Below are 13,628 nucleotides of genomic sequence, written 5' to 3'. Positions count from 1 at the left end.
GACGGTTCCTCTCGTACGGGTGAGGGCGCGTCCAGTACGGACGTGAGTGCGGCTCGTACGGATACGAGTGCGGGTACGGCCATGGGGGCCGGGGCGGCCTCGGTGGCCGGCTGGGTGGGGTTGCCGCCGATCCAGCGGGCCGCCGTCGGGCGGACCGGTGTCGCGGACTCCGGGTTCGGCGGACGGCTGAGCACCTGGCAGAACCCCTCCTTCACCGGGACCCTGTCCCACGCCGTCCTCGACGGAGCGCCGGGCGGGCTGGTCAGGAACGCGCTCACCACGTCGGCGAGGCCGGTCCCCGGACTCGAACCGCCCTCGCACACCCTTCCGCCGGTACGGTCCGACGAGCCCGAGGCCCCGGGCGGCGTGCGCGACGACGCGGTGCCGGTACCAGTACAGCGCGCGCCGCGTCCGGTCACGGCGTCCCGCCCGGCGGGCCCCCGGGTGACACCCGTACCGCCCCGGGCCCACCGGCCGAACCCGCTGACCAGGGCCCCCGCCACGCCTGCGGTGCAGCGACGGGCTCTGCCCGTGGCCCGACGGGAGGCCACGAGCGCTCCCTCCGCGGGGGCGGCGACCGATGGCGCGCGGCCCCCGGAGGCCGGCCCGGTCGACACACCGGCCGCCTCCGGCAACCCGACTCCGACCGGCCCGGGTGGCAGCCAGGCGTCCCGTGGCGGTGCGGCGAGCGGTCCCGGCAACCCGGCGACCCGCTCCGGGGGCCCGGCGGTCAACGTCCAACGGGCGAAGGCCAGTTCCGGCGACACGGCCGTCACACCGGCCACCACCGGTACGGCGAGCGGTGCCGGCAACCCGGCGCCTCACTCCGGCGGCGCGGCCGTCAACGTCCAACGGGCGACGGCCAGTTCCAGCGGCACGGCCGCCGCTCCGGCCACGGCGGGTCCCGGCAACCCGGTGCCCGGGCCTGTCCGTCCGACGGCCGACCCCGGCGCCCGGGCAACTCGCCCAGGCGGACCGGCGGCCAACCCGGCTGACCGGACGGCCGGTTCCACCGGTGCGACACCCCGCACCGGCACCCGTCCGACCGGCGCCGGCACCGAGGCGGTGGCCCCCTCCTCCGCCGGTACGGCGAGCAGCGCGGCGTCCGCCGTCCCGGACGCCATGCCCACCACCGGGCCCGGCAAGGCGGTGGCCGACGTCCAGCGAGCGGCTGCCGACCCCCGTGGTGCGGCCCCGGAACGCGCCGGAACAACCACCGGTCCTGGCCCCGCACCCGCCAGGCCCGGCAACGCCGTGGTCAACGTCCAACGGGCGGCGGCCGGCCCCAGCGGCACGACGTCCGAGCCCGCCGCGACGACCACCGGTCCTGCGACGACGGCCGCCGGTACCGACAACTCGGCGGTCCGCGTCCAGCGGGCGGCGGCCGACTCCAGCAGCATGCCGACTCGCCCCGCCGGGACGACCACCGGCCCCAGCGGGACCGGGGACGGCCCCAGCCGCACGGCGACCGGACCGAGCGGTGCGGCGCACCACGGGGACGCGGCGCCCGGCGTCCAGCGAGCTCCCGCCGCGCCCCGCGCCACACCAACTCCCGCCGCTGGAACGGTAAATGGGCCCAGGAAGGACGCACCCAACTCCAGCGGCACGGCGGCCGGTTCCGGCACCGCGGCTGCCAACACCCAACGGGCGACGAGCGGTTCCGGCAGCCCTTCGACCTCCTCCGCCGGAACGGCGACCGGCCCCAGGAACACGGCGGCCGACTCCGGTGGCACGACGGCCCGTTCCAGCGGTGCGGCCGCCAACATCCAGCGGGCGAGCACCAGTTCCAGCGGTACGCCGACTGCCCCCGCCGGAACAGCAACCGGCCCCGGCAACGCAGCACCCAACTCAGATGGAATGGCGACCCGTTCCAGCAGCGCTGCCGCCAACACCCAACCCATGACCACTAGTTCGAGCAGCACGCCAACCGCCTCCGCCGGAACGGCAAATCTGCCCAGGGATGCGGCCGCCAACTCCGGTGGCACGGCGGCCCGTTCCAGCACCCCGACTGTCAACGTCCAACGGGCGACGGCCAGTTCCAGCGGCACGTCCGTCACACCGGCCGCCACCGGCCCCGCCCGTCCGACGGCCGGCCCCGCCCACGACGGCCCGGCGGCAACTCACCCGGTCGGTCCGGCCGCCGGGGCCCCTGCCGACAGCCGGACGCCCAGCCCCGGCAACCCGGTGGCCCCGGGCTCGCGGGCAGGAAAGGCCCCCTCCGCCAACTCGGCTGCTACGGGCCCGAGTCGGGGTGGGCCCACCACCCCCACGACCAGGCCGGTGCCGCCGAGCACGCAGTCCGGCGCGGGCCCGCGCCCGGTGCAGCGGAGCGCCTCCGCCCCGGCCCGGCGCCTGGGCCTCGGTGCGCCGACCTCGGGGAACGTGTCCACCAACGGTCCGACGACCGCGCTCCCGGGACCGGCGACGCAGCTCCCCGTCGCCTCGGGCACCCCCGCGTCCCCGAACCCTTCGGCTCCGCCGACCGCACCCACGAGCCCGGCAGACCGGCCCCGCGCTTCGACACCCCCCGCCTCACCGGCCGTCGGTACGGCCACGCCCGCGCACACCCCGGTCCAGCGCGCCACCACGGCCGCCCCCCGCCAGCGCCCCCTGCTCGGCGCTCCCCTCTCCGCCCCGCCCCCGGGCGCGGAATCCCTCTCCGGGCGTACCTCTCACGGCAGTTCGAGCGTTGCCGGGCCGCCCACCACCGTCCAGCGTGCGGCGACGGCGCTCCAGGGACAGGCACCGGACCGTACGGCCGGACCACCGGTGGCAACCCGGATCCACGGAACTCCGGCTCCCGCACAGGCGGCAGTGCCCCACCGCGCTCCGGCCGTGCCTCTGCGGGCCCCGGCCGCCGGCGCCCCGGTCGTACAACGCGCCACGTCGATCAACTCGGCCCAGAGCAGCGGGCCCGCACCCGCGGGCGCTCCGGGCCGTGGTCTGACCCCCGCTCGTGCCCTGGCCCCCGCCCCGACGCCCGCGGCACCCCCGGTCGGCCCGCACCGGGCAACCCCCGTGGCCGTCCCGCTGCGTCGGCTCTCGTCCCCGGGCGCCGGGCCGGCGGTACAGCGGGCCGTGGCGCCCAGCGCTCCCGTCGGCCGTGCCGTGCCACTCCTCTCGGCCGCCACGTCGGGTTCCGGTACCACCCCGCCCGTCGTCACCCCCAGGGCGGTCGCGCGGCCAAACGCCCTGCCGGCCCAGCCAGTTGTCCAACGGCACCCCGCTGCCACGCCCAGGGCACCCGGCAGCGCACCCGGAAGCAGCGTCGCCACAACAGCAGCCCCCGCCCCCGTCCCCGTACAGCGGAACAGAAGTGGTCCGCCCCTGCCGACGTCCGCCAAGACCACCACGGCCGTTTCGGCCGTCTCGGCCCACGCGACGTCCTCGCAGGGCTCGTCCGGGTCCGGCTCCTCCAGTGGCACACCGGCGACGCACGACTCCGGCGAGTCCCGGTCCGAGTCCGACCCGGTCGCCAAAGGCCAGTTCGACCCCCGTTCCCTGACCGACTTCCAGCTCGACGAGCTGACCCACAGGCTGATCGGCCGGATCACCCGGCTGGTCCGCACCGAACTGCGGCTCGACCGGGAGCGGATCGGCAAGCTCCGCGACCCCCGCCGCTGACTGCCCGCCACCCGATATCCGGCTCTCAACACCCCGCACCACCGACGTCCGCAGAAAGGCCGCCCCCGATGTCCCGCGATCTCGACCCGGGCTCCACCATCTTCTTCACCCTGACCATCGACGGCGAGAGCCTGGGTTACTTCAACGGGTGCGAAGGGCTCTCGTCCGCGGTGGAGATCGAGCAGCACCAGGAGGGCGGCAACAACGGGTTCGTGTGGCAGCTGCCGTCGCGTGTCACCTTCTCCAACATCCGGCTGACCCGCCCGCTGACCCCGGACACCACCAAGGTCGCGGCCTGGATCTCCTCCGTGACCACCGGCGTCAAGCGGCCGACCGCGCAGATCGCCGCGTTGCGGGCGGACGGTTCGGAGGTGGCCCGCTGGGGGCTGATCGACGTACTCCCGGTCAGCTGGCAGGGCCCCTCCCTGGACCCGGCCAGCCCGGCCGTCGCCACGGAGGTCCTGGAAATCACCCACCACGGGTTCACGGACTGAGGGGCGGCACGCACATGGCAAAGGGAAGCAAGGGCGCGGGCAAGAGCCTCGTACGCGCCACACTGGCCATCCACGAGCCGCCGGTCGGCACCAGCACCACCCCGGGCGCTCTGATCAAGACGTTCAAGCTGGACTTCAATCCGGCGCAACTGACGCTGAGCCGCCGCGCCCAGTGGAAGACGACGCCCACCGCGGCCGTACGCGACGGCAACGTCCCGGAGTTCATGGGGCCGGAGCCCCGGGAGATGACGGTCGAGATCTTCCTGGACTCGTCCCTCCGGCCGAACAGCAGCTCCGTGCTGAAGAAGGTGGAGTCCCTGATGGGCTGCTGCGAGACGACGACGAAGAGCATCGCCGCCAAGCAGCCCTCGCCGCCCTGGGTGGTGTTCCAGTGGGGGTCGTTCTCCACGGCCCGCTTCACGGCGTACGTGAGTTCCGTGGAGGCGAACTACTCGCTGTTCGGGACGACCGGTGTGCCGATCCGGGCGACCTGCCAGGTGACGCTGCACGAGATCCCCAGCAAGGCCAAGGGGCAGAACCCGACCTCGGGCGCGCTCACCGCGCAGCGCGTGCACCGCGTCGTCGCGGGCGACTCGCTGCAGTCGCTGGCCTGGCGCGAGTACGGCGACGCCGCCGCGTGGCGTGCCATCGCCGAGGTCAACGGCATCGACAACCCGGCCGATCTGCGGACGGGCACCGAACTCCTGATGCCCTCGGCCGAGGAGGTGCGTTCCTGATGGTGCAGCCCGCGTACTCCACGCTCATCCAGGTGACCATCGACGGCAAACCGCTCCCGGACGACTACGCCCCGATGCTCGTCGACGGCTGGGTCGACCAGGGCGCGGGCGTGCCCGCCGCGTTCCGGCTGACCTTCCGGGACCAGGACCGGGAGGTCCTCGCCAAGCTGGGCATCAGGTTCGGGTCCAAGGTCGTGCTCACCCCGATCGCCGACGGCCAGGGTGCCGCCGATCCGCTGCTGACCGGCGAGGTCACCGGCCTGGAGGCGGACTACGACGGCACCGGCACCTTCACCGTCGTCCGCGGCTACGACGCCGGGCACCGCCTGGTGCGCCGCCGCCGGGTGGCCGCGTACAAGAACCAGAGCGCCGCGGACATCGCCCGCAAGCTGGCCAAGGAGGACGGTCTCCAGCTCGGTTCGATCGGTGCGACGAAGACCGTGTACGAGTTCATCAGCCAGGCCAACGTCACCGACTGGGACTTCCTCTCCCGGCTCGCCGACGAGAACGGCGTGGTCATGTCGGTGAACGCGAAGGGGAAGTTCGAGTTCGCCAAGCCCAAGCCGGCCTCCGGGGCGCCCGCGGTCGGTACGGACGGGGACAAGAGCCCGTTCGTCCTCCAGGCCCGCCGGGACATCCTGCGGCTGCGGGCCGCCGTCACCGCCGCCGACCAGGTCGGCAAGGTCCAGGCGCGCGGCTGGGACATCACCACGAAGAAGAAGCTCACCTCCATGTCGCTCGCCACCAAGAACCCCGGTGTCAGCATCGGCACCGCCCCGGGCGAGGCCGCCAAGAAGTTCAAGACCTCCACGCTCGTCGAGACGGGCACGCCCTACGACAAGCAGGCCGAGGTCAAGTTCGCCGCGGAGTCCCTCTCCGACGACGTGACCTCCTCGTTCGCCGAGCTGGAGGTCGCCGTGCGCGGCAACCCCAAGCTGCGGCCCGGCGTCCCGGTCACGCTGTCCGACGTCGGGGAACCCTTCCAGGGCAAGTACACCGCCACGTCCGTACGGCACGTCTTCGGCGACGGGCAGCACTACGAGAGCTGGGTGACCTTCAGCGGACGCCAGTGGCGCTCGCTGTACGGGCTCGCCTCCGGGGGCGGTTCGGCCGCCGAACCCCGCATGCCCGGCGTGGCCAACGCCATCGTCACCAACGTCCAGGACCCGGACAAGCAGGGGCGGGTCAAGCTCCAGTTCCCCTGGCTCGACGACCAGTACGAGAGCGACTGGACCCGGGTCACGCAGCTGGGCGGCAAGGGCGGCGGCGGGATCTTCCCGCTGGACGTGGACGACGAGGTCCTCGTCGCCTTCGACCGGGGCGCGCTGGACCACCCCTTCGTCATCGGCGGCCTCTACAACGGCAAGGACGAGCCGACCCCGGTCACGGACGTCCCGCTGCACGACGGGCTGCGGAAGAAGGCGATCCGGCACACCCTGTCCGACCGGCAGGGCAACCGCGTCGACCTGCTCAGCCAGACCACCGGCGCCCGTAACCAGGGCGTACGCGTCGCCAGCGGTGACGGCAGACTGACCATCAACCTCGACCGCACCAAGACCGAGATCACCGTGGACAGCAAGGGCACGGTGAGCATCACGGGCAGCAGATCGGTGTCGGTGGAGGCGGGCACCGACCTGACTCTGAGCGCGCGGCGCAGGCTGACCATCAAGAGCGGCGGACTGCTCAACATCCAGGGCAGGAACGTCAACGTCAAGTCGCTCGGCGGGGCCGTGGCGGTGGACGCGGTGGGTGCCCTCAGCCTCAAGGCGGTCGGGACCGTCCAGGTCAGCTCCGTCGGCCAGGTGGGCATCCGGGCCGTCAACGTCGACCTCATGGGCATCGTGACGGTCAACAAGAAGCCGTACCCGATCCCGTGACGGCCGAGACGTACGCCCCGTCCGCGCAGGAAAGAAACACAAGAAGCAGGACCGAGACGACCAGGAGAAGGCGGGTGGCCCACTGATGGCCGAGCAGTTCGTCGGATCCGGCTGGGCCTTCCCGCTGCGCATCGGCCCCACCGGGGGCATCGCCCTGGTCAGCGGGGAGCGCGAGATCGAGGAGGCCATCCGGCTCGTACTGGCCACCGCGCCGGGCGAGCGGCCGATGCGCCCGGAGTTCGGCTGCGCCATCCACGACCTGGTGTTCGCGCCGGTCAACGAGGCCACCGCCGGCCGCATCCAGCACGAGGTGTACACGAGCCTCGACCGCTGGGAGCCGCGTATCGAGGTGAGCGACGTCGAGGTGACCGCCGGCGGCGAGACCGAGCAGGGCGTGCTCTTCATCGACGTCCGCTACTCGATCCGCGGCACCAACAACCCGCGCAGCCTGGTCTTCCCGTTCTACGTCATCCCCTCCCACGACGAGCCGGACCCGGCTCCCGAAAGCGACCGCTGATGGCCCTGCCCTCCCCGAACCTCGACGACCGCCGCTTCCAGCAGTTCGTCGACGACGCCAAGCGCTACATCCAGCAGCGCGCCCCGGAGTGGACCGACCACAACGTCTCCGACCCGGGCGTCACCCTGGTGGAGACGGTCGCCCACATGGCCGACCAGATCGTCTACCGGCTCAACCGGGTGCCGGAGAAGAACCACCTGGCGTTCCTGGATCTGGTGGGCATCACCCTCTTCCCGCCCTCCGCGGCCCGTACGGACGTCACGTTCTGGCTCTCCGCGCCGCAGGAGGAGCCGATCCTCCTGCCGGTGGGCACCGAGGTCGCCACCACCCGCACCGAGAGCGAGCAGGCCGCGGTCTTCGCGACCGAGCACGAACTGACCGTCGTGCCCTGCGAGTTGAGGCATCTCGTGGTCCAGCGGAGCGGTGAGCCCGTCGCCGACCGGACCGCCGACCTCGCCGAGGGCAAGGACGTCATGTGCTTCTCCGAGGCCCCGCGGCCCGGGGACTGCATGCTGCTCGGGCTCAGCGCCGCCGTGCCGCACTGCGCGGTCGGGATGGAGCTGGACAGCCGGGTCGACGGCGTCGGCGTGGACCCGCGGCAGCCGCCGCTGGTCTGGGAGGCATGGACCGAGGACGGCTGGACCGAGTGCGAGGTCGACCGGGACGGCACCGGCGGCCTGAACCGGCCCGGCGAGGTCGTCCTGCACATCCCCGGCGGGCACACCCTGTCCCGCACCGGCGGGCAGGAGGCCGGCTGGCTGCGCTGCCGGGTCACCGAACCCCTGCCCGACCAGCCCTTCTACACCACCTCCCCGACCGTCCGCTCCGCGGAGGCGTTCACCCTCGGCGGCACCACCACGGCCGTGCACGCCGAGACGGTGTACGACGAGGCGCTCGGCGAGTCCACCGGTCTGCCCGGGCAGCGGCTGCGCCTCGCCCACGCCCCCGTGGTCGGCGACACCCCTCCGGTGGTGCTGCAGACCGCCGAGCACGACGGCGGGACCGGCTGGTCCGATTGGGAAACAGTGCCGTCCTTCGCCGCCTCCACCCCGCACGACCGGCACATCACCCTGGACGCCTCCACCGGTGACATCGCCTTCGGCCCGGCGGTACGGGAACCCGACGGCACCCTGCGCCAGTACGGGGCGGTGGCCCCCAAGGGCGCCGTCATCCGCGCCCTGCGCTACCGCACCGGCGGCGGCCGGACCGGGAACGTCGCCCGCGGCGCCGTCCAGGTGCTGCGCACGTCCGTCCCGTACGTCTCCGAGGTCGTCAACCGGGAGGCCGCGCGCGGCGGGGTCGACGGCGAGACGGTGGAGGAGGCGAAGACCAGGGCGCCCATCACCCTGCGCGCCCAGGAGCGGGCGGTGACCCTGCGCGACTACGAGGAGCTCGCCCGCCGGGCCGCCCCCGAGACGGCCCGGATCACCTGCCTTGAGGGCGACGAGGGCGAGCACGGGGCGTACGCGGTACGGGTGTTGGTGGTTCCCCAGGCCGTGCCCGACCCCGGCGGCCGGCTGCGCTTCGAGCAACTGGTGCCCGGCGACGCGCTGTTGCGCCGCATCACCCACTACCTGGACGAACGCCGCCTCATCGGTACGCGGTTGGCGGTCGGCCCGCCCTTCTACCAGGGCGTCACGGTGGTCGCCACGGTGCACGCGTTCCGCGGCACCGACACGGACCGGGTCCGCCGTCAGGCGCACGACGCCCTCTACCGCCACCTCGACCCGCTGACCGGCGGTGCCGACGGGCAGGGCTGGCCCTTCGGGCGTCCCGTGCAGTCCGGCGAGGTCTTCGCCGTGCTCCAGCGCGTACCCGGTGTCGAGCTGGTCGACGAGGTCCAGCTCCACCCGGCCGACCCCCTGACCGGCAAACGCGGCGAGGCGACCAACCGCATCGACCTCCAGCCCCCGTCCCTGGTCTTCTCCTTCGACCACCGGGTGCGCGTGATCGGGGACCGGCCGTGAGGGGCTCCATCGACGGCCTCGGCTCCTCCGCGCCCATCGGCATGACGCTGCCCGCCGTGTTCGCCGACGACGATCTGGCCCAGCGGTTCGTCGGCGGGCTCGACGACGTGCTCGCGCCGATCCTGGCCGTCCTCGACTGCCTGGACTCCTACTTCACCCCGGCCCTGGCCCCGGTGGACTTCACCCGGTGGCTGGCGGGCTGGGTCGGCGCGGAGACCGACGGCACCGAGCCCGACGACCGGCTGCGCGCGGCCGTCGCCGCCGCCGCGTATCTGCACCGGGTACGGGGCACCAGCCGCGGTCTGTCCGAGGCGATACGCCTGGTCTTCGGTGTGACCCCGGAGATCACCGAGAGCGGCGGCGCCGCCTGGAACGCCCGGCCCCTCGGCCCGGTTCCCGGCGACCGCAGCCCGCGCCTGCACGTCACGCTCCGCCTGCCCGACCCGACCCGGGCCGACGAGCACCGCCTCGACAGCCTCGTGGCGGCCGCCCGCCCCGCCCACATGCCGTACACGGTCCAGGTGACCGCCGCCGAAAGGACTCCCGAGAGATGACCAGCCAGAACTCCGGCACAGGACGGGAGCCCGCCCGCAGCTGCGCCGAATGCGGCACCCGGGCGGAGCCCGGCCAGTCCTTCTGCGACTCCTGCGGTGCGGTACTCGGCTGGTCCGGCGGCCCGGACCGGGCCGACGCGGCTCGCAGGGACCCCGTGCGCGCGGAGGCCGCCGCCGGGGCCGGTGGCTCGGGCGACCAGCCGGGATGGGACGCGTTCGCCCACCCCGGGGCCGGAACGGGCACTGCCCGTACGGCCCACGACCCGGCCGTCGCGGCAACGCCCGGACCGGGCGGTGGCCGACGGGGAGATGACGAGGCCGGGTGGCCGCAGGCCGGAGCCGCCGGGCCGAGTACCGGTGTCCGCCTGGCGCGGAACGCAGGTCCCCGGCCTGACGACGAGGACTCCGACCGCTCCACCGGCCGGTCCGGCGACGGCGAGGCCGCCGCCGACTGGTCCGGGGCACGACGCACGGACACCACGCCCGACTCCGAGCGGGCGGCCGGGCCCCATCAGCCGAACACCGCGGAGGGCTCCGAGCGGGCCCGGACACGGCAGGCGGACGGCACCGACGGCTCCGGGCAGGCCCGGGCACGGCAATCGGACGGCACCGACGGCTCCCGGCACGCCGGGACATGGCAATCGGACGGCGCCAACGGCTCCGGGCACGCCGGGACATGGCAGTCGCCCGCCGCGCCCGTGGGCTCCGGCGCCGCGCCGTCCTCCCCGCCGCGGTACGACCACCCCTCCACCGAGCCGGACTCCGCCCACGCGGCGTCCACCGGTGCGGAGCCGACGGGATTCCAGGAGTGGGACACGAACTCCCCCGCCGCCCCGGCCTCCTACAGCTCCCTCGACCTCTCCCCCGGCGCGCGGGACAACGCCCGACCGGACACCCGCCCGGAAATCCACCCCGACGACATGGCCGACACCGCCGACATCGAGCCGGTGCCGACCACCGCGAGCCGGGGCCACCACCCGTCCACCGACTCCACCCACTCCAGCCACTCCACAGGTCTCTCCGGCTCCACAGGCGCCGCCGGCTCCTCCGACTCCACCGCCGAACGGGCCAGGTCTCTCCTCATCCCGGTGAGCGACCCCGAGCCCCGCGCGCCCGCGTCCCCCGCCGTCGCGCCCGTACTGCCCGGCCGCCCGGTCGCCAACCGCCCCCAAGTCCGCGCCCCGGGGCCCGAGTTCGGCCCGCAGGGCGGCACCCCCTGCCCCTGGTGCGCGACCCCCAACCTCCCCGACCGGCACTACTGCGGCCGCTGCGCCATGCCGATGTCCGGCGACGGGCCGACGGCCCCGGGCCGGCAGCCCTGGTGGCGCCGGATACCGGGCTTCGGCGTCGCGCAGACCCCGTGGGCCGGCGACCGCCCCCGGCTGCGCCGCGGTTTCGGGGCCGTCATGAACTGGGTCGTCGGCGGCCTCGTACTCGCCCTGATCGTCACGCTCGTGCTCAACATCGGCTCCGGGGTCGACGCGACCCGCGATCACTTCGCCAAGCGCGCCGCGGTGGGTCCGGACAGTGTCAAGGCGTCGCGCTCGTACTCCGGACACGGTGCGCAACTCGCCTTCGACAAGCTCAGCAACACCTGGTGGGGGCCGGGTCTCTCGGGGTCCGGCGAGGGGCAGTGGCTGGAGGCCCGGTTCGCCCAGCCGACCCGGCTGCTGGACCTGGTCATCACCTCCGGTGTGTCGACCCAGCCGGACAAGCTCTCGCAGTCGGCCCTCCCGCACCGCATCGAGGCCAGGATCACCACCGCCGACGGCAAGAAGACCACCCGGATCATCAACCTGGACCAGAGCGCGGGCGGCCAGCGGCGCAAGTTCCGGGTCGGGGCGGTCACCGCGGTGCGCTTCACCGTGAAGTCGGCCTACGCCGCCGACGCCAAGAAGCAGGTGTCCATCGCGGAGATCGAGTTCTTCACCCGCTCGAACAGCAACAGCTCCTGACGAACCCGGCTTTGGGCCGTGGAACATGCTCTACGGCCCAAAGCCGGGTTCCACGGCCCAAGCCGTGAAGCACCCGTCACGTTTCCCACTCTCACCGAACAACCATGAGCGCGAACGACGGCACCAGGGTCATCAGGACACCGACCGGCCAGTACACGCGGGGTCCCAGGGCCGACCCGCGTCGCAGCGGGCGGTTGGCGAGCCACCAGACCAGGCCGAACAGCAGCAGCACCGGCCCGCCGACCAGCAGCCAGGGCAGCACGCCGTCGTTCTCCGTGGGCTCGCCGACGGTCCAACCGAGTGCCTTGAGCGGCCAGTTGACCGCGAAGTACGACACCAGCCACACCGGAACGACGCCGGGTACCCCCAGCAACAGGTTCACGCCCAGCACGGCCGGCAGGGACTTCCGCATGCGCCCAGTATTCACGCCACGAGGCCGACGGTGAGGTTCGGCCACACTTCCCGGGCCGATGGCGTGTTACCACCGTTTACCCTCGGCTCGAACAAGTGCATGATGACCGGCGTTGTTGTTTCCGGGTCGGATGAGGTTCACGGTGCGTGGGCGAAGAGTGAGTACGCGGATGGTGGCGGCCCTGACCGTATGCGTCCTCGGCGGCGGCCTCGCCGTCGGATGCGGCCCGACCTCCGGCAAGAGCGACGGGGACTCGGCGGGAAGGAACGACTCCCTCACCGTCGCCAAGGCCCCCGCCCGGCTCCCCGTGCCGCTCGGCAGAGGCAGCAAGGCGGCCGACGACTTCAACGGGGACGGACACCCGGACCTCGTTCTCAACGATCTCGTCAAGCGCGACAGCCACGGCGACGACGCCGGAATCGGCATCGTCTACGGATCGGCGCGCGGACTCGCCCCCGGCGCCCGGCAGTTGCTGAGCGCCGCCCGCAACGCAGCCGCCGCCAAGGGGCAGTTGCCCGCCGTCTTCGACGCCGAGGCGAGCTGCGACCTCGACCGGGACGGGTACACGGACCTCGTCGTCTCGACCGACCCGCCGTACGACGGGCAGGGACAGCCGCCGGTCCCGCTGCAGATCCTCTTCGGCTCGGCCCGGGGACTGGCCGGCAAGGCGGTGAAGCTGGTGATTCCCCCGCAGGCACGTTTCGGCAACGACTGGCCGGACCAGCCGGTGTGCGGGGACTTCAACAAGGACAAGGCCGACGATCTCGTCGTGCACGCCTCCGACGGCCGACTCAGCTATCTGCGCGGGCCGTTCACGCGCAAGGGCGCCCCGAAGGCGGCCGGTGCGCCGCTCGCCTCGCCCGGGAACGTACCCGCACCACCGGCCGTGGACGTCGACGGTGACGGCTACGACGACCTGCTCGTCCGTACCGCCGAGGGTTCCGCCGCCTCGGCGTCCGCCTCCTCTCTGCTCCCGGGCGGACCGACCGGGCCCGCCGGTACCGCGATCGCGCTCCCGAGCGGTGTCGACGTCGCGTTCGGCCGGTTCGGGAAGGGCAAGGGGCTCGACGCGGCGATCGGTTCGATGACCGGGACCGCGCTGCGCTACGACGTTCCGGGCACCCTGCGCGGTCGGCTCGACATCGCCGGTACCGTCCTGGACTCCGGGGACTTCGACGGGGACGGGCTGAGCGAACTCGTCTCCAGCGGCTCGGAGTTGCGGATCCTCAAGGGCCGTACGACGGGTCTGTCCAAGGCCGGGATGGTCACCGTGCCGCCGCCCGCCCGGGGGACCACCCGCGTGCTGAAGGTCGCCGACTTCGACGGGGACGGGCGGGCCGACCTGGTCGTGCGCACGTACCGCGGCGACACGAAGGACACGATCGCCGTGTACGCGGGAATGAAGAAGGGCCTCCTCACACGAGACCCCGAACTCACCTTCTCCACCTCGGAGTTCCTGGGTATGGACAGCTGAGGGAACACCCTTCGTGA

Annotated in this window: 10 protein-coding genes; 9 read left to right on the top strand and 1 reads right to left on the bottom strand. The window is 73.5% G+C overall.

The features are described 5' to 3' along the window. Nucleotides 1-42: 42 nt before the first annotated feature. The 8 genes from ACH4YP_RS12135 (at nt 43) to ACH4YP_RS12100 (ending at nt 11,725) form a co-directional block, all read left to right on the top strand. Nucleotides 43-3,624: a hypothetical protein gene (locus ACH4YP_RS12135; RefSeq protein ID WP_398490464.1), complete on the top strand. Its 3,582-nt coding sequence runs from the start codon at nt 43-45 to the stop codon at nt 3,622-3,624. A 68-nt stretch (nt 3,625-3,692) separates the two neighbouring features. Continuing rightward, nucleotides 3,693-4,118 carry a phage tail protein gene (locus ACH4YP_RS12130; protein ID WP_143640083.1) on the top strand — a complete coding sequence of 142 codons (426 nt, stop codon included), beginning with the start codon at nt 3,693-3,695 and terminating at the stop codon, nt 4,116-4,118. 14 nt (nt 4,119-4,132) lie between these two features. Further along, nucleotides 4,133-4,855 carry a LysM peptidoglycan-binding domain-containing protein gene (locus ACH4YP_RS12125; RefSeq protein ID WP_361067835.1) on the top strand — a complete coding sequence of 241 codons (723 nt, stop codon included), beginning with the start codon at nt 4,133-4,135 and terminating at the stop codon, nt 4,853-4,855. Further along, entirely contained in the window at nt 4,855-6,732 is a 1,878-nt protein-coding gene (locus ACH4YP_RS12120; protein WP_361067838.1) for a VgrG-related protein, read from the top strand. The genes ACH4YP_RS12125 and ACH4YP_RS12120 overlap by 1 nt, the downstream gene beginning before the upstream one ends. A gap of 85 nt (nt 6,733-6,817) precedes the next feature. After that, complete coding sequence (locus ACH4YP_RS12115; RefSeq protein ID WP_361067841.1) at nt 6,818-7,249, top strand: GPW/gp25 family protein; 432 nt, start codon at nt 6,818-6,820, stop codon at nt 7,247-7,249. Further along, entirely contained in the window at nt 7,249-9,216 is a 1,968-nt protein-coding gene (locus ACH4YP_RS12110; protein ID WP_361067843.1) for a putative baseplate assembly protein, read from the top strand. The genes ACH4YP_RS12115 and ACH4YP_RS12110 overlap by 1 nt, the downstream gene beginning before the upstream one ends. After that, a complete protein-coding gene (locus ACH4YP_RS12105; protein ID WP_269654298.1) occupies nt 9,213-9,770 on the top strand; it encodes a phage tail protein in 558 nt (185 codons plus the stop codon). The genes ACH4YP_RS12110 and ACH4YP_RS12105 overlap by 4 nt, the downstream gene beginning before the upstream one ends. Next, nucleotides 9,767-11,725 carry an NADase-type glycan-binding domain-containing protein gene (locus ACH4YP_RS12100; RefSeq protein ID WP_398490463.1) on the top strand — a complete coding sequence of 653 codons (1,959 nt, stop codon included), beginning with the start codon at nt 9,767-9,769 and terminating at the stop codon, nt 11,723-11,725. The genes ACH4YP_RS12105 and ACH4YP_RS12100 overlap by 4 nt, the downstream gene beginning before the upstream one ends. Nucleotides 11,726-11,816: 91 nt before the next feature. On the opposite strand, the gene ACH4YP_RS12095 is transcribed toward ACH4YP_RS12100, so the two are convergent. Beyond that, nucleotides 11,817-12,137: a hypothetical protein gene (locus ACH4YP_RS12095; RefSeq protein ID WP_398490462.1), complete on the bottom strand. Its 321-nt coding sequence runs from the start codon at nt 12,135-12,137 to the stop codon at nt 11,817-11,819. Between the two features lie 169 nt (nt 12,138-12,306). Here ACH4YP_RS12095 and ACH4YP_RS12090 point away from each other — a divergent pair, with 169 nt between their 5' ends. Next, entirely contained in the window at nt 12,307-13,611 is a 1,305-nt protein-coding gene (locus ACH4YP_RS12090; RefSeq protein ID WP_398490552.1) for an FG-GAP repeat domain-containing protein, read from the top strand. Nucleotides 13,612-13,628: the final 17 nt, after the last annotated feature.

Origin of the sequence: Streptomyces sp. NPDC020747 (assembly GCF_044334695.1) — a bacterium.
GTDB lineage: Bacteria > Actinomycetota > Actinomycetes > Streptomycetales > Streptomycetaceae > Streptomyces.
This window is presented reverse-complemented; position numbering and strand designations above follow the sequence as displayed.